At 61.8% G+C, this 22,866-nt stretch carries 23 protein-coding genes; 8 read left to right on the top strand and 15 right to left on the bottom strand.

Going from position 1 to position 22,866, the window contains the following annotated elements; translation table 11 throughout:
- Window positions 1-3 precede the first annotated feature (3 nt).
- Both exoF and exoY read right to left on the bottom strand, forming a co-directional pair.
- A complete protein-coding gene (exoF, locus tag CN933_RS22350) occupies window positions 4-1,269 on the bottom strand; it encodes an exopolysaccharide production protein ExoF (protein ID WP_102762405.1) in 1,266 nt (421 codons plus the stop codon).
- Window positions 1,270-1,322: 53 nt separating this feature from the next.
- A complete protein-coding gene (gene exoY / locus CN933_RS22345; protein WP_018097018.1) occupies window positions 1,323-2,003 on the bottom strand; it encodes an exopolysaccharide production protein ExoY in 681 nt (226 codons plus the stop codon).
- Window positions 2,004-2,773: 770 nt separating this feature from the next.
- On the opposite strand from exoY, the gene exoX reads away from it, so the two are divergent.
- Both exoX and exoU read left to right on the top strand, forming a co-directional pair.
- Window positions 2,774-3,070: an exopolysaccharide production repressor ExoX gene (gene exoX, locus CN933_RS22340; RefSeq protein WP_004434938.1), complete on the top strand. Its 297-nt coding sequence runs from the start codon at window positions 2,774-2,776 to the stop codon at window positions 3,068-3,070.
- Between the two features lie 133 nt (window positions 3,071-3,203).
- Window positions 3,204-4,232 carry a succinoglycan biosynthesis glycosyltransferase ExoU gene (gene exoU, locus CN933_RS22335; RefSeq protein ID WP_102762404.1) on the top strand — a complete coding sequence of 343 codons (1,029 nt, stop codon included), beginning with the start codon at window positions 3,204-3,206 and terminating at the stop codon, window positions 4,230-4,232.
- Here exoU and exoV read toward each other — a convergent pair.
- The gene (gene exoV / locus CN933_RS22330) at window positions 4,223-5,173 is read right to left on the bottom strand and encodes a succinoglycan biosynthesis protein ExoV (protein WP_102762403.1); all 951 of its coding nucleotides are present in this window, start codon (window positions 5,171-5,173) and stop codon (window positions 4,223-4,225) included. The genes exoU and exoV overlap by 10 nt on opposite strands.
- A 114-nt stretch (window positions 5,174-5,287) precedes the next feature.
- Window positions 5,288-6,247: a succinoglycan biosynthesis glycosyltransferase ExoW gene (exoW, locus tag CN933_RS22325; RefSeq protein ID WP_018097022.1), complete on the bottom strand. Its 960-nt coding sequence runs from the start codon at window positions 6,245-6,247 to the stop codon at window positions 5,288-5,290.
- Window positions 6,248-6,371: 124 nt separating this feature from the next.
- Here exoW and exoT point away from each other — a divergent pair, with 124 nt between their 5' ends.
- From exoT to CN933_RS22295, 5 genes are all read left to right on the top strand, one after another.
- Window positions 6,372-7,856: a succinoglycan biosynthesis transport protein ExoT gene (exoT, locus tag CN933_RS22320; RefSeq protein ID WP_102762402.1), complete on the top strand. Its 1,485-nt coding sequence runs from the start codon at window positions 6,372-6,374 to the stop codon at window positions 7,854-7,856.
- A 373-nt stretch (window positions 7,857-8,229) separates the two neighbouring features.
- Complete coding sequence (locus tag CN933_RS22310; RefSeq protein WP_102762454.1) at window positions 8,230-8,805, top strand: thermonuclease family protein; 576 nt, start codon at window positions 8,230-8,232, stop codon at window positions 8,803-8,805.
- A 19-nt stretch (window positions 8,806-8,824) separates the two neighbouring features.
- Window positions 8,825-9,082 (top strand): hypothetical protein, encoded by a 258-nt coding sequence (locus CN933_RS22305; protein ID WP_018097026.1) that lies wholly within the window; start codon window positions 8,825-8,827, stop codon window positions 9,080-9,082.
- 146 nt (window positions 9,083-9,228) lie between these two features.
- Window positions 9,229-9,519, top strand: coding sequence for a type II toxin-antitoxin system TacA family antitoxin (locus CN933_RS22300; protein ID WP_018097027.1), 291 nt, complete (start codon window positions 9,229-9,231; stop codon window positions 9,517-9,519).
- Window positions 9,512-10,036, top strand: a complete 525-nt coding sequence (locus CN933_RS22295) for a GNAT family N-acetyltransferase (RefSeq protein ID WP_102762400.1) — start codon at window positions 9,512-9,514, stop codon at window positions 10,034-10,036. The genes CN933_RS22300 and CN933_RS22295 overlap by 8 nt, the downstream gene beginning before the upstream one ends.
- 530 nt (window positions 10,037-10,566) lie before the next feature.
- On the opposite strand, the gene CN933_RS22290 is transcribed toward CN933_RS22295, so the two are convergent.
- From CN933_RS22290 to osmF, 11 genes are all read right to left on the bottom strand, one after another.
- Window positions 10,567-10,950 (bottom strand): VOC family protein, encoded by a 384-nt coding sequence (locus CN933_RS22290; RefSeq protein ID WP_102762399.1) that lies wholly within the window; start codon window positions 10,948-10,950, stop codon window positions 10,567-10,569.
- A gap of 149 nt (window positions 10,951-11,099) precedes the next feature.
- Window positions 11,100-11,600 (bottom strand): GNAT family N-acetyltransferase, encoded by a 501-nt coding sequence (locus CN933_RS22285; protein WP_026168812.1) that lies wholly within the window; start codon window positions 11,598-11,600, stop codon window positions 11,100-11,102.
- 2 nt (window positions 11,601-11,602) lie between these two features.
- Complete coding sequence (locus tag CN933_RS22280) at window positions 11,603-12,733, bottom strand: ABC transporter ATP-binding protein (protein WP_018097031.1); 1,131 nt, start codon at window positions 12,731-12,733, stop codon at window positions 11,603-11,605.
- Window positions 12,734-12,821: 88 nt separating this feature from the next.
- A complete protein-coding gene (locus CN933_RS22275; RefSeq protein WP_018097032.1) occupies window positions 12,822-14,051 on the bottom strand; it encodes an ABC transporter substrate-binding protein in 1,230 nt (409 codons plus the stop codon).
- A gap of 29 nt (window positions 14,052-14,080) precedes the next feature.
- Window positions 14,081-14,938, bottom strand: a complete 858-nt coding sequence (locus CN933_RS22270) for a carbohydrate ABC transporter permease (RefSeq protein ID WP_102762398.1) — start codon at window positions 14,936-14,938, stop codon at window positions 14,081-14,083.
- Complete coding sequence (locus tag CN933_RS22265; protein WP_018097034.1) at window positions 14,935-15,819, bottom strand: carbohydrate ABC transporter permease; 885 nt, start codon at window positions 15,817-15,819, stop codon at window positions 14,935-14,937. The genes CN933_RS22270 and CN933_RS22265 overlap by 4 nt, the downstream gene beginning before the upstream one ends.
- A gap of 12 nt (window positions 15,820-15,831) precedes the next feature.
- The gene (locus tag CN933_RS22260) at window positions 15,832-16,992 is read right to left on the bottom strand and encodes a Gfo/Idh/MocA family protein (RefSeq protein ID WP_102762397.1); all 1,161 of its coding nucleotides are present in this window, start codon (window positions 16,990-16,992) and stop codon (window positions 15,832-15,834) included.
- Between the two features lie 188 nt (window positions 16,993-17,180).
- Window positions 17,181-17,918: an ABC transporter permease gene (locus CN933_RS22250; RefSeq protein WP_102762395.1), complete on the bottom strand. Its 738-nt coding sequence runs from the start codon at window positions 17,916-17,918 to the stop codon at window positions 17,181-17,183.
- Window positions 17,918-18,856: an ABC transporter ATP-binding protein gene (locus CN933_RS22245; RefSeq protein WP_102762394.1), complete on the bottom strand. Its 939-nt coding sequence runs from the start codon at window positions 18,854-18,856 to the stop codon at window positions 17,918-17,920. Before CN933_RS22245 ends, CN933_RS22250 begins: the two co-directional genes overlap by 1 nt.
- A complete protein-coding gene (locus CN933_RS22240; RefSeq protein ID WP_102762393.1) occupies window positions 18,853-20,052 on the bottom strand; it encodes an ABC transporter permease in 1,200 nt (399 codons plus the stop codon). Before CN933_RS22240 ends, CN933_RS22245 begins: the two co-directional genes overlap by 4 nt.
- Before the next feature lie 78 nt (window positions 20,053-20,130).
- A complete protein-coding gene (osmF, locus tag CN933_RS22235; protein ID WP_102762392.1) occupies window positions 20,131-21,048 on the bottom strand; it encodes a glycine betaine ABC transporter substrate-binding protein OsmF in 918 nt (305 codons plus the stop codon).
- Between the two features lie 238 nt (window positions 21,049-21,286).
- Between osmF and CN933_RS22230 the strand changes: the two genes are divergently transcribed.
- A complete protein-coding gene (locus CN933_RS22230; protein ID WP_026168813.1) occupies window positions 21,287-22,660 on the top strand; it encodes an FAD-containing oxidoreductase in 1,374 nt (457 codons plus the stop codon).
- Window positions 22,661-22,866: the final 206 nt, after the last annotated feature.

Here is a 22,866-nt window from a genome sequence, read left to right as displayed (position 1 = left end):
GCCTCACCGCATTGCCAGTGCCGTATTCACCTTGATGACATCGCCGGGCAGCACGGGTGTGTTCTCCTCGGCGGCGATTTCGGTCGGCTTGCCGTCCTTGTCGCGAATGATCGAATAGGTAATCTCGGCGGCCTGATCTTCGAGCTGGGCGGCATCCGCCGACTGCAGCAGCGCCTCGGTCATGAGATCCCGGCTGGTGCCGAGCTTCAACGTCAGCGTGTCCAGCTCGGCTTCGGTGTTCTGCAACTCCTGAGCGAGCTGAGCATCCCAGTCGTTGCGGAGATTCGTTTCGTCCTGCGCCGCCTTGCTCGCATCCTGCTTTGCCTTGAGGGATGCGGTGTCGATGTCCAGCAGCGACGCCTGAACGTCCGCGACCCGCTGCTCGAGGGACAGTTTGCGCTGGCTGAGCGCCAGCCCTTTTTCGGCAAGGCTGTCGACCTTGTCGCGATCCTCGGTGGCAAGTTCGAGTTGGCGCGCCTGCGTTTCGGCTTTTTTTGCGAGTGCTTCTATCTCGCTTTGAAGAAGGGATCTCAGATCGGCAAGCGCATCGAGCTGACGCTTCTGGCGCTTGTCACGCGATTCCATAAGCGCGATCTCGCTGGCGAGCAGCTTGTCGGCGTCCGGAACGTTCTTGAGCTCCTCGGGCATGGGGATTGTGTCGCGCTTGCCGATTTCGGCAAGCAGTCGCGCGCGGCGAATAAGCAGGCGGCTGCGCTCCGCAACCTGCACCGCGGATTCCCCGCTGGCATTGATGTAGTCGCGCGCGAATCGCTGGCCGTTATCCGCCCGCCGCAGCCCTCCCCCGAGACTGACGGCCTTCAAGACGGTCAAGTTGGGAGCATAGGGGTATTCTCCCGGCGTCTGCACCTCGCCGGAGAGATAGATCGGACGATATTGCGCCATCTCCACCGACGCGGATGGGCGATCCCTGAGGCCGAAAAGCTTCTGCATCTTGACGCCGATCTCTTCGGCCACCTCCGACGTCGTCTTGCCGGAGGCAGGCAGATCGCCGACGAAGGGCAGGGAAAGGTTGCCGGATGGGCCCACCGTATAGTCGCCGCTGACGGCAGACCAGTCGCGGACCGTTCCTTCGGCGGTTTGCCACTCGGCCACGCGAACCCGAAGCTTGTCCATGACGCCGAGCCGGTATTCATCGGCCGACGCCAGCGACGCCCCTGAGGCTGCGAGTGCAGCAAGGAGCGCCAGGCGGGTAAAACAGGAAGCCATGCGGGAACCAGCGGATTTCGCTGATCGTCTATTCGATTGCATTTTTGGATATTTCCGTTGCTCGACGTTGCCCGTGCCGGGCCGGCGCCAAGATTTCAGTAGCTGCCGCGGGAGAGGCAGACGGCAGGGATCGTCTTGAAGACAATGACAAGGTCGGCGAAAAGCGACCAGTTCTGGACATATTGCGTGTCGAAAGCGACGCGCGTGGCGTAGGAGACGTCGTTGCGACCGCTGATCTGCCAAAGCCCCGTCAGGCCGGGACGCGAGCGCAGATAAAACACGGCGGCCGAATCATAGAGTTCGAGTTCGTCTTCGACCACCGGACGGGGGCCGACGACGCTCATTTCACCGCGAATGATGTTGAGGAGTTGCGGCAACTCGTCGAGGCTGAGCTTACGCAGGACTGTCCCGACAACGGTCACACGCGGATCGTTCTGAAGCTTGCGGGTCGTACGCCATTCTTCGTAGGCGTCGGGATTGTTCCTGAAAAACTCTTCCAGGACCTGGTCGCCCCTTTCCATCATCGTACGGAATTTCAGGCACTTGAAGGATTGGCCGTTGTGACCGATTCGGCGATGGCCATAAAAGACGCTGCCGCCGTCCGAGAACTTGACGAGGGCCATGATGAGCAAAAAGAGCGGGCTGAAGAGAAGGAGGGCCACGGAGGCGGCAAGAATGTCGAAACTGCGTTTTGCCATGCCCCCGATCGGTCGGACTGCCCCGGTTTCCTCGGGGATAAAAAACGGCGAACTGGCCGAGCGAGTCGCGGACTTCATAGAGGTGACTCCATTTACGTTGGCGATTGTCGGTCCCGTGGGACGCGGGCTCATCTAACGTGAGTGTGTGGTCAGAATTTGTTTTTTGAAGGCGGAATGATGGCAGCCCGCCGGCGCCCGTCCCCCAGAGGGTTCAGGGCAGCTAAAGTCGCGAAATATTACTAAGAGTTAATTTTGGAGAGCGCAAATCAGGGTTAGGATAGTTCCCCGTGGCATCGCACACCGGAAACATCATCGGGGGCTAGTTATTTCGGATTATAAAGTATTGTTAACAGACGCATCATTCTGCACTGGCGGACAGCGGACCACTGGCGCACGAAATTGACGCGCGGCAACTTTCCTCGACAGTTGTTGCATCGCAACATTTTATTGCGGCGCACAGTTGCTCGGGCTACCCGCCCAAACAGGTGTAACAAAAGTTGATTGGGAAAAAGGGCCGGCCACACGCCCTCAGAGGCAGCGTGCAAGACAGTTTTACGAAAGGCCCTGCAATTTTAGGGGCACGACGACCGCGTCCACTCCGCATCCATTTCACGCGGCAAACTGCCCTCGAAATGGGGAACTTATCCGCGATCACACCCGTTTGAATTGTGCGAAATGGAGCCAATGCTTAAAGACGGCGGAAAGATTTCCGATGTATGCTCGACTGCAACAAAGTAGCGTTTCCCGGTTGAAGAGAAAAGCGGGCGCTAATATAGTGGCTGGGCAGGAGGAGAGGGCAACAACTCTAATGAGGTTCCCAATCGCAGACCCGAAGGTAGGTTAGCGCCATGTTCGCACCGCGTGTTTTTCTGAGCATGATCGGCGCGTTGGCGGCTTTTGCCGTTGCAACTTATTACCTCAACGGATCGCTTGCCTCGACGGCGATTCAGACCCTGATCTGCGCAGTCCTTATTCAGGTCGGCTACTTCGTCGCCGTTCTTTTCCTCGTATGGAAAGAGGCACGGGAGCGCCGCAGGCTTTCTTCTCAGAAGCAGTTCGTGACGGCCGAAGCCGCCAATGATGAGAAGCAACCGGGGAAGGTCTCGTTGCGCAGACTGAACCGGCCTCATCATCTCAATTCCTGAGCGGCTGACGCTGCTCTCCTTCGCACTTGCAAAAAGTTTTTCGCCTGACGCGTTTGCGACATGATCGCGCGGCATGGTTCGGCACCTTCGCGCCCTTGAGGCGCGGCAGCCGATAACTTGCTGGAGGCCTCACATGACCGCAGCCGCGCCGACGGACGTCTGCATCATCATTGCCGCAAAGAATGCCGCCGACACCATCGCGCGCGCCATCGCTTCGGCGCTTGCCGAACCGGAGGCGGCAGAAGTCGTCGTCATCGATGACGGCTCGACCGATGATACCGCTTCGGTGGCACGCGCTGCGGATGACGGAACGGGGCGGCTGAATGTCGTTCGCTTCGAAGAAAACCGCGGCCCCGCGGCCGCGCGCAATCATGCAATTGCGATCTCGCATTCTCCGCTTATCGGCGTGCTCGACGCGGATGATTTCTTCTTTCCGGGACGTCTGGGCCAATTGCTTTCGCAGGACGGCTGGGACTTCGTCGCCGACAACATCGCCTTCATCGATGCCGCGCAGGCGGCACACGCGCATGGCAGGATCGACCGATTCGACCCTACTCCCCGGCTCATCGATCTTGTCGGCTTCGTCGAAGGAAACATCTCGCGGCGCGGCTTACGGCGCGGCGAAATCGGCTTTCTGAAGCCGCTGATGCGGCGCGCCTTCCTCGACCAGCACGGCCTGCGCTACAACGAGACGCTGCGCCTCGGCGAAGACTACGATCTATACGCTCGCGCGCTCGCCAATGGCGCACGCTACAAGATCATCCACAGTTGCGGCTATGCCGCCGTCGTCCGCGGCAACTCGCTGAGCGGCAGTCACCGGACGATCGACCTCAAGCGTCTCTATGAGGCGGACCGTGCAATTCTCGCAGGGAGCCGACTGAGCAGCGACGGGGAAGCGGCGGTCCGCCGGCATGAGCGGCACATTCGCGACCGCTACGAACTACGGCATTTTCTCGATCTCAAGAACGAGCAGGGCCTTGGTCGTGCAATCGGCTACGCCCTGACCCATCCGGCCGCACTGCCGGCGATCGTTGGCGGAATTCTTGCGGACAAGACCGAACGTTTTCGTCCGTCCGGTTCGCCCGCGCCCCTCGCTCTCGGTGGAAAGGGCGAAGTGCGCTATCTGCTCGAGACTCTCGCCGTGGATCACCCTCAAAAATAATCCCGGCGTATGCCGTCGAGCACCGTGCGGAAGCGCTCCTTGCGCTCTGCCAGCGTACTGTCCCTGCTCAATTGCGGCGCCGCCCGGCTTGCCTGCCACAGCGCCAGCGTCGCCGGCGCAGCGAGCGCTCGCTTGGCGGCAGCGCGCAATGACGTCTGGCGTGGCTCACGCTCGGCGACGGCCAGGTCTCCGTCGATCTGCCGGCGGTTCGGGTCCTCCGGCTGCGGCTCCTTCGCCTGGAAAGCCATGCCCCAGAAACGGGCACCCTTGATCATGGCTTCCGCCCGCGTCGACACCGGCACCCGCCGAGGGCGGTAGGTGACACCGAGGGTCTGGGCCCAGTCGTTCCACTTGAAACTGTTGATGCTGTGCGACGTACTGACCGCGGTCCAGGGAACGCGGAACGCGTCGGCCAGGATGGCGCCGTGCATGGATTCGGCGACGATAAGCTCCGACTGGCCGATCTTTCGGATGACGTCCTTGGCCTCGCCACGCGGGTCGATATAGTTGAGACCGACCGCGTCGCAGATCGCCGGCCACAATCCGGCGATCGCCGATTCCCAGTGTGGTACGAAGCTTCTTTTATAGATCTTTCGAAGGTCTTGGAACTCCGGAAGGTCAGCGACCATCACCGCAGGATCGATGATGCCGAGCTCGGGAGCCACGCCGACCTTCGCAGCCGTCAGCGGGCCACGGACCGAGCGGATATCCCACTCCTTAGGGTCGCTCATGTCGGGAAGCGTGCCGTAGCCGAAACCGCTGCCGATGACGAGCTTATGGGTAGCCCCGGGCAGCAGAGCGCGGTTCAAGACCGTCCCGACCCCCACGAGCAGCGTCTCCGGATGGACTTCGCGAAAACCGGGCAGCAGGAAATCCCAAAGCCACAGGTTGAGGTCGTCACCAAAATTTCCGTGCTGGGATTCCCAATAATACGGCTTCATGACCGTCTCCGTTTGTAATGTGAGGCGACCCGACACGCGCCGCGGCAAATGTCGTCGCTTGATTTCCGGGTGTTGTCAGCGCAAGCAGCGCGTGCCCGATCGGGCCGAAGGAAGTTAGCGGGATAGTTTTCCAACCGCCAATTCGGCGGCGCTGCCGATCAATCGCGGGTCTCGCCAGAGCCAGCGGGCAAGAAGATCGAATTGCGGCAGTTTCCTGCGCTTTATCCGGCGTGCCTGACTCCATAGCGCCTGCCGCCGCGCCGTATGCTTGTAGGATCGGATCGCCTCCATCGCCTTTGGCCGGTTACGATATCGGCCTTCGAGCGTGTCGAGTGCAACCCAGGTGTTGAACTGCTGCTTCAGGAACTGCGGCGAGTCGTTATCGATCGAATGAAAGATGTTGAGCCCTTCGCCGCGCACCGCGCCCGCTGCATCGCAAAGAACGACGCGCTTGGATGCGAGCACGCAGTCGCAGAAGAAGAGCACGTCCTCGGCCGCAAGTTTGAGCGTGGCCTCGAAACGCACCTTCTCGAAGAGCTTGCGCCCGATCACCATGCAGGACATGTGGAGAAAGCTCCAGTTCTTCAGCATGACGTCCTGAAGCTCGGGGAGCTCGACGACGAGCGGGCTTTCCGAGAGGCGCGTGACCGTCTCGCTCTTTTCGAGATCCGCGACCCCGAAATGATAGTAGAAGGCGTCGCCGCCCGTGATCGAGGCCCAATAGCAGTCGGCGTCGAAACGCGTCATGCTTTGATAGGCGTTCAGGAGATGATCCGGCGTCCAGACGTCGTCGGAATCGAGGAAAGCGACGAAGTCGCTGTCGGCAGGAACATTATCGAGACCGGTATTGCGCGCGCCACCCGGCCCGCCGTTGGGCTGACGGATGACGGTGATGCGCTCCCTTTTTTCCTGTGCGAGCCCGGCAAGCTCGTCCGCTATCGGATAGGGGGATTCGTCGTCGATCACGAGAACGTGGAAATCCTCGAGCGTCTGAGCAAAAACGGATGCCAGCGCGCGCCGGAGAATTCCGGGTTCCTTCTGGTAGTACGGAATGACAACTGTGAGCTTCGCCATCTTTTCGCCCCTGCGGTTTCTCTAAAAAGAGTCTGCGTGGTCTCCTCCCACCGGGTCGCGGCCGTATATCTAGAGTCTGTCCTTTGCATTCCTCCTTCAAAGGACTTTCACGGAATCCTCGCCAATGACCCCAACCGTTAACGCAAAAACCGTAACGCGCAACGTCGGCTGGAGCGTTCTTTCCAAGACAGGGACATTCGGGCTTAAATTTGTCACGGTGCCGATTCTGGCCCGCATTCTGTCTCCCGAGGAGTTCGGCGCCGTCGCCGTTGCGCTCACCGTGGTGCAGTTCCTCGCCATGATCGGCGGCGCCGGCCTCACCTCCGCACTCGTCATCCAGCAGGATGAGGAGATGGAAACCGTGCACTCGGTTTTCTGGGCAAACCTCGCCATCGCGCTCATGATGGCGCTCGGACTATTCGTTTTTGCCGAGCCTCTGGCCACGCTGCTCGGCGCGCCGGAGGCTGCCTACCTGCTAAGGATCATGAGCCTGCTGATCCCGCTGCAGCTCGGCGGCGACGTCGCCTATTCGCTGCTTGTCCGGAGGATGAATTTCCGCAAGGACGCCGTCTGGAGCATGATCTCCGAATCGCTCGGTGCCGTTATTGCCGTCCTTCTGGCGCTGCTCGGTTTCGGCATATGGTCGCTGCTCGCCCAGCTTTTCGTCTCGGCGCTGGTGCGCCTGTCCGGCCTCTATGCCGTTTCCCGCTACGCACCGCGCTTCGTATTCTCGCTGCAACGCGTCCTGGCGCTCAGCCGCTTCAGTTTCGGCATGGTGGGTTCCGAGATCGCGAACTTCATCACCTTCCAATCCCCGATGGTCGTCATCTCCCGCTATCTCGGGCTGTCCGATGCCGGCGCCTATTCGGCGGCGAATCGGTTCGCGAGCATCCCGAACCAGGTCGTCCTCTCCGCCGTCATGGGTGTGCTGTTCCCAACCTTCGGCCAGATGATGCATGATCGCGAGCGGCGTTCACAGGCGCTGATGCTCAGCACTCAGGTGACCACCGTCCTGCTGGCGCCGATGATGTTCGGCCTCTGGGCACTTGCCGAGCCGGCGATGCTCGTACTTTTCGGGAGCCAATGGGCCTATGCCTGGCCGGTCCTCGGACTTCTCGCGCTATCGAAAGGGATTCTCACCCCCTGCAGCACGTTCATCCCCTATCTGAAGGGGGTCGGCCAGGGAGCCGTCCTGTTCTGGTGGGCACTGATTCGCGCGATTGCGACAACGGGTGCGGTCGCCTACGGAGCCATCGACGGCTCGCTGGTCGAGGCGATGATCTGGCTGTGCATCGTCAATGCCGTAACGCTTGTCGGATACTCCTGGGTGGTGTTTCGTGCCGACAGCACGCCCTTCGTCAAGGGCTTGTTCCTATCCAGCCGGCCGATGATCGCGGCGCTGCTGATGGCGCTCGTCGTCCGTTTCCTGCTCGAGCGTTTCGGCGCCCATGTGCCGAACGCCGTTCTGCAATTGGTCGCCGGAACGGTCATCGGCACCGTCATCTACACGGTTCTGATCCTTCTGACGGAGCGATCGCTGTTGCGGAGGCTCCTGGAAATGGCACGAGCACGCAAGCCGAGAGCCGCTCCCGCAGCAGCCGCCGAATAGTCAGACGTGCCCGACTGTGGAGAAAAATGGACGGGTCGTCCCGCCCTTTTGTCACCAACGGGGCGCGGCCGCGGGAACGGTTTGCGGTACGCCGCGTTACAGTTCGACGGCAACAACATGGATGGTCGAGATGAAAGGCATTATCCTTTGGTTGATGGGCGTTCCCCTCATCGTCATTATCCTGCTCTATATGTTCGTCTTCTGACCGCGCGGTATCGCGAATCATCCGCCTGACGAGCAAAGTCGCGCGACTGCACGCGCTCAGTCACGTCGTTATGCACGCCGCGGTGGCATTCACCCATAGTTTTGAAGGATGTGAATGGCACCCACCTGGGTTAGCCTGTTCGGGTATTTCGGCTGAACGGGGATGGGCATGATCGGCATCAAGAGCGCTGTAGCTGCCGGCGCCAGGCGCGCGCCGCACTCGGCACCACGGGTCTCTGCCGGGGCGCGGGCGCTCGGCGCCGCTCTGGCGACGCTTCTGATGACCCATAACGTCGAGGCCGCAGATCCGATCATTGGTCAAGCCTCGGTGATCGACGGCGATACTATTGAAATCGCGGGCGAACGCGTCCAACTTAACAGTGTGGACGCGCCGGAAGAGTGGCAGGTCTGCCTCGATGAAAGAGGAGCAGATTATCGGTGCGGCAAGGAATCGGCCTCGGCCCTGGATGCATTCTTGTCGGCATCCCGTCCGACCCGCTGCGAGTTTGCCGGACGGGATCGTTACGGCCGCTTCGTCGGAACGTGTTTCCGGGCCGATGGCAAGGACGTGAACCGCTGGCTGATCGAGTCCGGCAATGCAGTCGATCGCGACACGGACAACAAAGGCCTCTATGCATCCGCGCAGCAAACTGCCAAATCAAACGGTGCTGGAATCTGGCGCGCACAGCCCGAACATGCCTGCGCGGCGCGCGTCGGCCGCGTAAACCGAAAGCCGAATTGTTGAAGGCTGCAAACGAGAGCCAATGATCTTAGAATTCTGGATACTGTGCGCCATTGTTACCGCCGTCGTCGCGGCGGTCCGAGGCGGCCATAGTCTGCTCTGGCTGCTCATCGGCTGTCTTCTCGGGCCGATCGGTGTTCTGGCGGCGATCTTCGTGCCTTCGCTCAAATCGAAGGACCCTTTGGTTGCGGCAAAACGCCAGAGCGAGGTTGACGAGCTGGCGAAGCCGCTTCGCGAAGGCGACACCAAGACCGTCTCCGCAAAGCCAAAGGACCGCTGAATCCCGATAATTTCAGGTCGGACCGTGCGCCCTTGGAGCGACCTATGGCCTGGCTCTGCCGACTGCACGGGCTAGGGCCGTTGAGCGTCATCTTGATATTCTTCTATGGTACGGCTATTATCCGTACGTATAGAACGGAGATCGTTATGGCCCAGATGCAAGCTAATCGTGACGACCGCATCGAACTGCGCACCACGCGCGACGAAAAGCGGCTTCTCACCGCCGCAGCCGCCCATGAGCGGCTGGACGTAACCAGCTTCATCATGCGCGCTGTCCTGCCGGCCGCGCGCGAGGTGGTTGAGAACGCGGAACGTATTTCGCTGTCGGAGCGGGATTCCCTGCGCGTGCTCGATCTTCTGGAAAATCCGCCGGCCCCGACGCCGGCTCTGCTCGCCGCAGCCCGCCGCCGTATCGCACGAGACGGCAAGAGTGCTTGACTGGCGGGAGGAACCTATCGGACGCCACCATGACCGCAAGGCGTTCGATTGCGGCACGCCGGAACTGAACGAGTATCTGCGCCGGCACGCCCGTCAGAACCACCAAGGCGGCGGCTCCAAGACCTTCGTGGCGGTGGCTCCAACCGCGCCCGAAACCATACTCGGCTACTATTCAATCAGCCCCGCTTCGATTGTCTTCGCAAAAGTCCCCGCCTCCCTGACGAAAGGGCTGGGCCGCTACGAGGTCGCCGTGTATCGGCTTGCCCGTCTGGCGGTGGCGCTTCCGCTGCAGGGTCGGGGGCTTGGCGGCGATCTTTTGCTGGCAGCCGGTGCGCGAGCGCTTGCCGTTGCCGCGCAGGTCGGCGGGGTGGCGCTTGCCATCGACGCCAAGGACGAGAAGGCGGCGTGCTGGTACGAGCGTTTCGGCGCAATGCCGCTGCTCGACAGCAGCCCCCTTAGCCTGCTCCTGCCATTCAAGACCATCATCGACGCTCTGGATGCCGCGCAGGGCGAATAGCCGATCAGAAAAGGAACAACGAGACCGTCTCCGCAAAGCCAAAGGATCGCTGAATCCCGATAACGACCTGTGGCCTAGCTCTGCCGACTGCACGGCCCTCAGGCCTGTTGAGATCGAATACCCGCCGCCGCTTGTTGAATTCCTCGTTCCTGTGCTTGTCACAGGAATCCAGCCAGACCAAGTCCTTGGGCTGGAAGGCTCTTCCGCGCCGCAGACGCGGCGCTGCTCTCATCCCTGTGACGAGCACAAGTATGAGGTGAGGAGAGATTGCAGCCCTCCGAAAAGTTTTCCTATAGCGTCGCGCCTTCCGAGACACGCAAAGGTCGCTGTAGCACTTTGAGCTGCTGCATGTTTTTGTCCATTGATCGGCTACGATCAAAGGAAACATGCAGTGGGCGCACCGTGCCATTCGCCCTCTCGACAGGGACGGTGGATACGGCATCTTTCGGGCGCACGTAGCTTCTAAGGGCTATAGCGTTTCACTGTTTCACAGGAACAGTGAACCGCTCTCGACTCGGAACCCGCAGCGGTCAGCGAGCCGCTGGCTGAAACAGCTCCACCATATTGCCGGAGGGATCGATCAGCAGTATCTGCGATCCGCCTGGTCCGGTCACGACGTCGTTGCGAAACCTGACGCCGGCGACGCGCAGGCGCTCGACCTCGACAGTCAGGTCGTCGACGATGAGATGAATCCGGTTCCAGCCGCCCGGCGAAGGACGTTCGCCGTCCGGCATCGGCCGTCCCGCAGAGCTCAACGGGCCGCTCAGCAAAAGCCGCAGGGCACCCCGCCTGACATCCGCGAAAGCGGGAGCGTGGTTGGAGAGAAGCGAAAAGCCGAGATGCTTCGTGTACCATTCGACCGCAGCCTCGACGTCGTCCACCATGTAACGCACGTTGACGGTTGTTTCCGACATTCCCGCCTCCCGATCCGAGTTCACCAAAACAGCCCGAATACGCCACCGATTTTCGCGCGATTATTGGCGACGTCAATGTCCCTTTCGCGCCTGCTGGTCCCCACCTCGTGCGGCGAGGGGGGCGGCCCGCACGTGAGACGGGCCGGCACTCAGTCGGCGATGCGTTTCACCATGATGACATCGTCAATCTCCCGGCCCTCGTGAAGAAAACCGCCTGGAATGCGGCCGGCTACAGAAAAGCCCTCGCGATGGTAAAATCGGATCGCCGTCGGGTTGTCGGCGCTGACGGCAAGCTCCAGCTGTTTGATGCCCTCATTTCGTGCGTAATCCGCGACAGCATCCAGAAGCCGCCTCGCTAGCCCGGTTCCGCGATGTTCCCGGCGCAGATAGACCATGACGAGCGTCGCGCGATGCGCCATCTTGCTGGCGCTCTGACGCATCAGCCCCATGATGCCGACTGGGACATCGTCCTGGAAGGCAACGAAGACGGGATTGCCGACGGTTCTGCGCCGCCATTCCTCGTCCGGCAGCTTTTCCCAATCTTCGGCGCTGCTGGCAAAGGAGGCAGGCTCCGTCCGAAGCGCCTCCAGCCGAATGCTGCGGAAGGTCGCGACATCGTCGATAACGAGCAGTCTGATCGTCGTGCTCACGATCACGCCGCCGGGTCGAAGAGCGCCATGTCGATGTCGGTCATCTCGACCCGGCGCTCGAAGGCGACCCCGTTCTCGTCGAAAAGATGGCAGTCGGCGGCGCGGATGCCGGTCCTGATCGTTTCGTCCGCACGGATCGCGAGCGTTCCCGGCAGCATGGCACAATAGTTCTCGCCCTCCCCGTCGAGCGCCACATAGGCCACGGTGTGAGCGCCGAGACGCTCGATTACCGATGGGGTGACCGTCAGCGTCAGGTCGGCGCCACCCATCTGGATGTGTTCCGGCCGGACTCCGAGCGTCAGGGTTCGGCCGGTCATGCCCGCGCGGGGCGTGACCGGCACAAGGACAGTCTGCCCCTTGTAGTCCACTTCCACGCCGGCCTCCGTGACGCCGGTGCAGGCGACCGGCAGGAAATTCATCTTCGGATGCCCGATGAAGCCGGCGACGAATATATTGGCGGGCTTGTGATAGAGTTCGAGCGGCGCTCCCGTCTGGGCGATCTCACCGGCATTCAGCACGACGATCCGGTCCGCCATCGTCATCGCCTCGACCTGGTCGTGCGTGACGTAGATCATCGTCGCCTTCAATTGCCGGTGAAGTTTCGCAAGCTCGATGCGCATGTCGGCGCGCAATGCCGCGTCGAGGTTCGACAGAGGCTCGTCGAAGAGAAAGATCTTCGGCTCGCGCACTATCGCCCGCCCGATTGCCACACGCTGGCGCTGGCCGCCCGAAAGCATGCCTGGCTTCTGCTCCAGCCGCTGGTCGAGATGCAATATGCGGGCAGCATGCTCGACCTTCGCCTTCAGTTTCTCCTCCGGCATTTTCTCGACCCTGAGCGGAAAGGCGATATTCTCGAACACGCTCATATGCGGGTAGAGTGCATAGGACTGGAAGACCATGGCGATGCCCCGCCTGACCGGCGGCAGATCGTTGACGCGCTTCCCGTCGATGACGATGTCGCCGGCGGTCGTCTCGTCAAGCCCCGCGATCATTCTGAGCAAGGTGGACTTGCCGCAGCCGGAAGGCCCGACAAAGACCACGAATTCGCCATTCCCGACTTCGAGCTCGATGCTCTTCAGCACCTCGTAGGTGCCGTAGAATTTCTGAACCTTGTTGAGAGTGAGCTGTCCCAATAATCTGTCTCCGGCCACCGGCGAAGCGGCATTTCCGCCACTATGGAAGGCGGGACCGCCGAGCCGAGGCCCCGCGGTCCCGGCGGGCTTATTTGTACTGTTCGAGGTCGTCGGCCGCCTTCTTCAAGGCATCCGCCGGCTCGGCATTGCCGGTCACCACCGACTGAACCATCTCGATCATCGTGTTCTGGAAACCTTTGAAGTCCTTGAAGAGCGGCTCCGGACCACCATAGGCTATCCCGTCGATAAACGGCTTCCAGGACGGATCGGCCTTGACGAATTCGTCTACCTTCGGAGACGGCCGAAGCGGCGTCAGACCCGCACCGCCCTGCAACTCGTACTCGCCCTGCGGGCCGGGTGAGGTGATGAACTTGGCGAATTCGATCGCTTTCTCCTCGACACCCGTATCCTTGAACACCACAAGGCTGTCGGTGATCAGCAGGGTGCCTTCGCCCTTGGCCGAAGGGCCGAGCGGCAGCGGCGCTACACCCCAATTGACCTTCGTTTCCTTCAGTCGGGCGGCAGCTCCGGAGCCCGACTGGATCATGCCGACTTTCCCGTCAAGGAAGATGGCGCGGATTTCGTTCTGCTCGTAAGCCGTCGCCCCTTCGACCGAATAGGGGGTGATGTCCTTGTAGGCCTGCAGGGCGGCAAGGACTTCCGGGCTGTCGATGACGATATTGTCGCCGTCGATGACCTTGCCGTTATTGGTGTAAACCCAGTGCATGAACTGGTGCATGGTGTTGTCGAAGGTCTTGGCCGGAAGTCCGTAGCCCGCAATGCCGGTCTTTTCCTTGATCTGCTTGGCGAAGGCGATCTCTTCGGCCCAGGTTTTGGGCGGGACTTCCGGATCAAGACCGGCCTGTTTGAAAAGGTCCTTGTTCCAGTAGAGCGCCTTGGTGGAAAATGCGATAGGCACGCCCCACTGCGTTCCCTCGAAGGTTACCGTGTCGACGATATTCGGATAGTAGCCTTTTTTCTCGTCCTCGGTCATGGGGACCGGAACGATCAATTCGTTCTCGGCGAACTCCTTGAGCGCGCGCGATCCAACATAGGCCATGCCGACAGGCGTCCCGGCCACGGCAAGCGTCGTCGCCTTGTCCTGACACTGGGCCCAGCCGACGACTTCGGGCGTGACCTTCCAGCCGGGATTCTTCCCCTCCCATTCCTTGATGTATTTCTCGTGGATAGGATCGATCGTGTCGCCGCAATAGATCCAGCTGATTTCCTGGTCCGCGGCCTGTGCGGCAACGCTGCCGAGAGCGGTCGATCCGAGCAGCGCAAGCGTGAAAAAGGTAGCTTTGCAAGCAATAGTCACTGATGAAACTCCCCTGTTTTAATGATTGCTTATTGTTTCACCGCGCCGGCGGTCAGGCCGCTGACGAGATAGCGTTGAAGGAAGAAGATCACGATCACGGCCGGAGCGATGCCGACGAAGCTTGCCGCCATGAGCTCGTTCCAGACCACCTCCTGCCGGCCGAAATAGGCGAAAAGGCCCACGGGCAGCGGCATGTACTCGCTCTTTGAGTTGAAGGTCAGCGCGAAAATGAACTGCTGGGCATAGGAGCCGATGAAGGTCGTGATTGCCACAACCGTGATACCCGGCATGGCGATCGGCAGGATCACCCGGCGAAGCGTGTAGAAGTGGCTTGCACCGTCGACGAAGGCTGCCTCGTCCAGCTCGCGCGGGATGCGCATCATGTAGGTGCGCAGAAGCCAGATAGCAGACGGGATCAGGAAGGCGACACCCGGCACGATCATGGCGAAATAGGTATTCAGCACGCCGAAGCTGCGCATCAGCCGAAAGAGGGGGATGAGCAGCACGGCGCCCGAGAACATGTTGACCGCCAGGAAAGCGGCAAGCAGCGCCCCGCTGCCGCGGAACCTGAAGCGCGCAAAGGCATAGGCCGCCGGCACCACCAGCACCAGCACGACGGCTGTCACGATGACGGAAATGAAGAAGGAATTGAAGATATAGCGGGCGAAGCCCGGCACGCTCACCCACATGGTGCGATAGGCTTCGAGGGAGCCGTCCTCCGGCCAGAAGCGGTAGGGAGAGGAAAAAAGGCGGCTCAGCGGCTTCAGAGATACGAGGAAGCCTTCGACGAAAGGCGCGAGGATGAAAGTGAGAAAGACGAAGATGCCCGCATAGATGCCGACGAGCTCGTACCAGCGATAGCGGTTGATCATTGCGGGCTGGCTCATCGGCTTTCTCCCGTGGCAAGGCGGTGCGTGACGCGGAAATAGGCGATGCAGAAGATCGACAGGAAGATGCAGATCAGTACGGCGCGCGCCGCGCCCTCCCCGTATTTCTTCGAGCCGATCGCGGTCCGGTAGGTGTCGATGATCATCGTCGTCGTGTCGCCGTTCGGCCCGCCCTGGGTCAGGATCCAGATGATGTCGAACGAGTTGAAGGTGGCGATCAGCGACAGCATCGACATGGTGATCATCGACGGCACGAGGAGCGGCAGGGTGATGCGGCGAAAGCGGTAGAAGCGCCCTGCTCCGTCGGTCCAGGCGGCCTCGTAGAGATCCTGCGGGATCGCCTGCATCGAGGCGAGCATATAGAGCGTTACCAGAGGCACGCCGATCCAGACGTCGGTGACGATGGTCGCCCAGAAGGCGGTGGAGCCATGCGCCAGGAAGGCGACCGGACCGTCCACCAGCCCCCAGTTCTGGAGCATACCGGAGATCATCCCGAACTGGCCGTTATACATCCAGCCCCACATGAAGATGCCGATCGCCATGGGCACGATCCATGGCGGCATGGTGAGCAGGCGAAAAAGCGCCCGCCCCGGCACTGCGGCGTTCAGCATCATGGCGCCGAATGTGCCGATGATCATCTTGATCGTCACCGAGAAGGCGGTCCAGACGAAGGTGCGGAGGATCACTTCTGCGAAGGTGGCGTTGAAGATCTTGTCGTAATTGGCTGTGCCGACCCAATTGGTCGTCTTCTTCAGCGAGGCATCGGTGAAGGACAGGATGAAGGTATCGACCAGCGGATAGGCGACGATAACCGTCACGTAGAAAACGGCCGGAAGAAGCAGGATCCAGGCGAAGATGATCGTGCTGCGCCGAACGCTCATCCCCTCCCCCTCTCAAGCCGCACGGGCATGCAGGGCTTCGTCGAAGCGGTCCCAGAGGGGCCGAAGATCTACGACCGTCCGTTTCATCCGCGCCTCGTCCATGGACAGCGCCAGTATGCCCGCTTCCAGCGCGTCGAGCGGCGAGACCGGCAGGGGACCGCCATCCCGCACATGCGCGATGATCTCGGCCGCCATCTGCTCGTCGGCGCCGTAGTGTTGCGAAAGCGCCGTCTCTTTGGCGTAGCGCTTCTCGACGACCTTCCTGCCCGACAGCACCTCGTGCACGTCCAGATAGCCGCGAATGAAGTCGCCCTCCGCCATGCCGCGCGATCCGACGACGCAAAAGCGGCGGAACTGGTCCGGCACGTTGAGGTTGGTGTGGAAGTTCATCGCGACGCCGTTGGCATATTCGACGATGGCGACCTGATAGTCGATGATGTCGCCGTCACTGTCGAAGACCTTGTCGGAACCGAGCCAGCCGCTCGGCTTGCGGTGGAAGAGCTGCAGGTCGTTGACGCCGTCGCGGCTGGGGTCATTGGCCGGAATGAAGCTCTTGCGGCCGCCGAAACTGGCGACGCGTTCCGGCCGCGCGCCGACCACGCCATTGTAGAGATCGAGATCGTGACAGCATTTCTCGAGCATGAAGCTTCCGGCATAACGTCCGTAGCGGCGCCAGTCGCGCATGAAGAATGCGCCGTGATAGGGCTCTATGTGCTCGGCGGCCTCGATCGAAACCACGTGACCGAGCGTTCCCGCGGCTTGCGCAGCGCGCAGGTCACGATAGAGCGGCGCATAACGCAGCACGAGACCGACCATCAGCCGGTCGGGCCCGTGTTTCGAAAGCAGTGCCGCAAGTTCCAGGCTCTGCTCGATCGTACTGACGATCGGCTTCTCGCAGAAGACCTTGATGCCGGCCTCGAGACCGATGCGGATATGATCGAGATGCATGTGGTTCGGCGAGCCGATCATCAGGAGATCGAGCTCTTCGCCGGCGATCAGCTCCTCAGGCGTGGCGTAGGCCCTGCCGGCGGAAATGCCTTTTTCGGTAAGCGTGGCAAGGCCGGCTGGTTCGGGATCAACATATCCCGCGATCTCGAAGGCTTCGTCGATCGCCTTGAAGACATAGCCCAGATATCCCAGACGGAATCCGAGTCCGATTGTCCCGACTTTCATGCTCGCGCTGTTCCCTTGTCTCGGCGTAATTATTTTTCGTAGACTGGGCCAGAATTTTCACCTCGTCAATAAAAAATCGGAAATTGCGGCAGATTGTGAAATTCATTTTCATTCTCAGGCGTCAAGCTTAGCGCACGCGCAAGCAGCGGCCTGACGCATCCCGTCAATTCGACCGGACGCGAGGCGCTTCAGATGTGCGCTCGACCGGCGAATGCCCGTTCAAGCCCCTGGAGCGCATCGTGAATGAGGACGGCAAGCGCGCCGACGATCAAGCCGCCCTGGAGGACAAAGGCGAGGTTGTTGGACTGAAGCCCTGCGATGATGACCTCGCCAAGCGTCTTGGCCGCGACGGTCGAGCCGATCGTCGCCGTCGCGAGACTGATCACGACGGAAAGGCGGATGCCCGTCAGGATCACCGGCAGCGCCAGCGGAAGTTCGATCCTGAAGAGGCGTTGGCGCCCGGTCATTCCCGCGCCGCGTGCGGCCTCCATCACCGTCGGCGGCAGCGTCGTCAGACCGGTCAGGGCATTTTCGAAGATCGGCAGAAGGCCGTAGAGGAAGAGGGCGATCAGGGTCGGCTTCTCGCCGAAGCCGTAAATCGGGACCGCAAGCGCGAGGACCGCCACAGGCGGGAACGTCTGGCCGATGTTCACCAGACTGCGCGAGAGCGGCAGAAACTCGGCTCCGGCCTTCCGTGTAACGATGATCGCCAGTGATACGGCGACGAGGGTCGCGGCCACGGTCGCGACGAATACAGTCCGCAAGTGCAGGACCGTCAGCCAGAACAGGCTGCCCTGGTTGTAGACGGCCGGCGCGTTCTCCTGCACCAGAGGTTTAAGCAGCGGCTCGAACCAGGCGGGCTGCAGCAGGAAAGCCAGCAGCACGGCGAGCACGGTCAGCCGAAACAGATTGGGCAGGGTGGCCATCACTGCCGCCTCGCCGCACGCTTCACGATCGCTTCGAGCGTGATCTTGCCCAGGATCGCGCCGTCGGCCGCCGCGACCGGCAGTGCCGAACGGCCCGTCCACAGAAGCTCCGACAGCGCGTCACGCTGGCTGAGAACCTCCGGGACCGGCCGACCCTCGGCCGAGCCGGGCTCGACCGCCTCGCCGACTGTCTCGATGCCCAGTAGCCGGAATGGACGCTCGCTGGCGCCGACCAGCGTCTCGACGAAAGGTGTGGCGGGCCTGACGAGCATTTCGGCGGGCGTGGCATATTGCACCACCTCGCCCTTGTCCATCACCGCGATCCTGTCGGCAAGATGGAAGGCCTCTTCCATGTCGTGCGTGACCAGGATGATCGTGGTGCCGAAATGTTTCTGGATGGCGGCGAGGTCGTCCTGCGCCTTGGCGCGGATGATCGGATCGAGCGCGCCGAAGGGCTCGTCCATCAGGAGCACGTTGGGCTCCGCCGCCAGTGCCCTTGCAACGCCCACCCGCTGCTGCTGCCCGCCGGAAAGCTCGTGGGGGTAGCGCGGTCCGAATTCCGCGGGATCGAGCTGGAACAGCTTCAGCAGCTCCTCGACCTTGGCATCGATGCGGGCTTTTTCCCAGCCGAGCAGCGTCGGCACTGTCGCGATGTTCTGCGCGACCGTCCTGTGCGGGAAGAGGCCATGGCCCTGAATGGCGTAGCCGATGCGCCGGCGCAGCTCGAAACCGGGAATCGACCGATAGTCCTCCCCGTCTATCCTGATCGTCCCGGCCGTCGGCTCGACGAGGCGATTGATCATTCTGAGGAGCGTCGTCTTGCCGGAGCCGGAGGTTCCGACGACGACGGTGACCGTATGCGGCGCGACCGTCAGCGATACGTCGCTCACGACCGCCGTATCGGCATAGCGCTTGGTTATTCCCTCGATTTCGATCATGCGGCGTTGCCTCGGCTGCGGTTCGGCATGGTCATCTCGATCAGGGCGTCGAGCACGATTGCGGCGGTAAAGGCCAGCACGACGGTAGGAATGGCACCGAGCAGCACCAGGTCCATCGCCGTCTGCCCCACCCCCTGGAAGACGAAAACCCCGAACCCCCCGCCGCCGATAAGGGCGGCGATCGTCGCAAGCCCGATGTTCTGCACCAACACGATGCGGATGCCGGTCAGGATCACGGGAAAGGCCAGCGGAAACTCGATCGCGACGAGGCGCTGCCGATCCGTCATGCCGATGCCACGAGCCGCGTCGGTGGCCGCGTGCGGCACGCCGGCAAGCCCGACGACCGTATTCGCGACGACAGGCAGCAGGGAGTAGAGGAAGAGCGCGACGAATGCGGGGGCGGCCCCGATGCCGCGGATGCCGATCGCCGCAGCGCCGGGAACATTCGCCGCGACCCAGCCGAGCGGCGCGATCAGAATGCCGAAAAGTGCAATGGAAGGGATCGTCTGGATGGCATTCAGGACATTGAGCACGCCGGCCCGCAACCGTTCGACGCGGTGACAGAGAATGCCGAGCGGCAATCCGACGACGGTCGCCGCGGCAAGCGAGCCGAGCGCCAGCGTCACGTGACGGCCCGCCTCGGTCCAGAACAGTTCGGCGCGGTTGGCATATTCTTTCATGATCGAAAGATCATCCCAGCGGCCGGTGACGAGCATTCCTCCAGCGAGGACGAGGACGCCCGCGAAAACGAAAAGCCGCAGACCGGGGCCCGGATTGAGGCGGGTCAAGGCGTCCGCGAGCAACAGGGAGAAGGCGAAGACCAGGACCCAGAAACCGGAAGCCGGAGACACGCGTGCAAAGCTGTTGTCGGGCGGCGTCAGGTGATCGGCTGCCGCCCCGATCAGAAGGGCGAGAGCTGCCAGCGCAGCCAGTGCCACGGCCATCCGCAAGAGGCGCGGCGTCCTCACAAACGCGACGGCGGCGCCGGCGACCACGAGGGCGAGGAGCCCGTAGCCGAGCGGCGGCGGAAGTGCCTCCAGGATGTCCCGCGCTTCGCCCTGAATGATCCGGTTTGCACGAAACGTCGCGAAAGGCGCAAGGAGCGCGCCATAGAGGACGAGGATCGCGATGATCAGGCCGAGCTTGTCGAAACGGAAGGCCAAGCGTTCCTTTTTCTGGATGATGCCAATCGCCATTCAGCCGTCCGTTCGACGCAGTGTGGGAGAGAGCGCGGTCGAAGTCTTATCGGACCAGCGCCCTTCCCCGGCGTCAAGCTATTTCAGGAAGCCGTTCGCCTTCAGGAAGTCCTCGGCAACGGCCTTGGCCGACTCGCCACCGACCTGCACGCGCCCGTTGAGCTCCTGCAGGGTGGTGAGGTCGAGCTTTTCGAAGACGGGCTTCAGGATCTCTTCGATCGCCGGATTTTCCTTGAGAACCGCCTCGCGGATGATCGGCGCCGGCTGATAGACCGGCTGGACGGCCTTGTCATCCTCGAGAACCACGAGACCGGAGGGCGCGATCCCCCCATCGGTGCCGTAGACCATTGCCGCGTTGGCGCCGTTCGTCTGATTTGCCGCAGCCGCGATCGTCGCGGCGGTATCCCCACCGGAGAGCGTGATGAGCTGTTCCGGTTTCAGCTTGAAGGAATAGGTCGTCTGGAATGCAGGCAAGGCGGCGGCGGAGTTGACGAATTCGGACGAAGCCGCGAGCACGACCTCGCCGCCGTCAGAAACGAATTTGCCGAAATCCGAGAGGGTCTTGAGGTTGTTCTTCTCGGCAACGTCCTTGCGCAGCGCGATCGCCCAGGTGTTGTTGGCCGGCGACGGCGTCAGCCAGACGATCTTGTTGGTGTCATAGTCGAGCTTCTTCGCCTCTTCATAGGCTTTCGCCGCATCCTTCCAGGCCGGGTCGTCGGCCTTCTCGAAGAAGAAGGCGGCGTTGCCGGTATATTCGGGATAGATGTCGATCTCGCCGGCGATGATCGCCTTGCGCACGACAGGAGTGGCGCCGAGTTGCACGCGATTCGTCGTCTTGATGTCGTTGGCGTTCAGGACCGAGAGGATGATGTTGCCGAGAACGCCGCCCTCCGTGTCGATCTTCGAGGAAACGACGACGTCGGCTTCGGCAGCCGCGGTGGTGAGTGCAAGCGCAATGGCGGCACCGATCAGTGTCCTGGTGAAGTTCAGTCGCATGATTGTCTCCCTCGGTTTTGACCTCGAATTTTGATCACGCTTTCCGCGCTGCGTCCGGCCAAGACGTTCCATATATGTCAGCTTTCCGGAAAAAATCGAGCTTAAGCTGTCTGCACTTGATATCCGTTCCATGGCGCCCTCCGGATCGGGCCGCGCGCGTCGCGGTCAATGCGGATTGCAATCGGACGTAATGTGGACCACTCTTCCGCCCGGCGCCAGCATCTCCTCGGGGGTTGTCATGAACAAGCATTTCGATGCGATCATCATCGGTGCCGGCCAGGCGGGACCTTCACTCGCCGGACGGCTGTCGGATACGGGCAAGACCGTCGCGCTGATCGAGCGCAAGCTTTTCGGCGGCACCTGCGTCAACACCGGCTGCATGCCGACCAAGGCGATGGTCGCGAGCGCCTATGCGATCCACACGGCCCGACGCGGAGCCGAATACGGCATGACGACAGGACCCGTCTCGGTCGATTTCGGTCGCGTCATGGCGCGAAAGGAAAAAGTCCGGCTCGATGCCCGCTCAGGCGTCGAGAAGTGGCTCAAGGGTATGAAGAACTGCACCGTCTTCGAGGGCCACGCCCGTTTCGAAGGTCCGCGTGAGGTCCGCATCGGCGACGAACTGATTTCGGGGGAGCGGATCTTCGTCAATGTGGGCGGCCGCGCCGCGGTTGCCGATCTGCCCGGCGTGAACGAGATTCCTTATCTCACCAACAGTTCGATCATGGACCTTGACGAGCTGCCTGAACATCTCGTCGTGGTGGGCGGCAGCTATATCGGGCTCGAATTCGCCCAGATGTTCCGCCGCTTCGGCTCCGACGTCACCGTCATCGAAAAGGGCCCGCGGCTGATCGGGCGGGAGGATCCGGAGGTCTCCGACGCAATCCGTGAGATCCTCGAGAACGAGGGCATTCGAATACGCGCGAATGCGGAATGCATCCGCTTCTCGAACCATGCGGACGGCATCGTCGTGGGCGTTGATTGCACGTCGGGCGAGCCCGAGGTGACCGGCTCGCATGTGCTGCTTGCAACCGGCCGCCACCCCAATACGGATGATCTCGGCCTGGACAAGGCGGGCGTGAAAACCGACGAACGGGGCTATATCGAGGTCGACGACAGCCTGCGCACCAATGTTCCCCATATTTTCGCAATGGGAGACTGCAACGGCCGCGGCGCCTTCACGCACACGTCCTATAACGACTTCGAGATCGTTGCCGCCAATCTCATCGACGACGATCCGCGCCGGGTGAGCGATCGCATCCAGACCTACGCCCTCTATATCGACCCGCCGCTCGGCCGCGCTGGCATGACCGAAACCGAGGCCCGCAAAAAAGGTCACAAGCTCCTGATCGGGACGCGCCCCATGACACGGGTCGGCCGCGCAGTCGAAAAGGGCGAGACGCAGGGCTTCATGAAAGTCATCGTCGATGCGGAAACCAAGGACATCCTTGGCGCATCGATTCTCGGAACGGGCGGCGACGAGGCGATCCAGAGCATTCTTGACGTGATGTATGCGAAGAAGCCCTACACGACGATCGCCCGCGCGGTGCATATCCACCCGACCGTGTCGGAACTGATCCCCACGGTGTTCGGAGATCTGTCGCCGGCGTAGCGTCGGGGGATTGCCCCTCATCCGCCTGCCGGCACCTTCTCCCCGCAAGCGGGGCAAAGGGACCCCTGGGTCCCTTCTCATGCTTCAACTCCGCTGGAAAACTGTGGCCGCGCCGCTTGTCCCTTCTCCCCGTTTCGGACGGGGAGAAGGTCGCGGCAGCGGGATGAGGGGCAGCATCCGGCCTGTCGATCTTATGTGGAACGCGG

Origin of the sequence: Sinorhizobium sp. M4_45 (assembly GCF_002885915.1) — a bacterium.
Taxonomy (GTDB): Bacteria; Pseudomonadota; Alphaproteobacteria; order Rhizobiales; family Rhizobiaceae; genus Sinorhizobium; species Sinorhizobium meliloti_A.
This window is presented reverse-complemented; position numbering and strand designations above follow the sequence as displayed.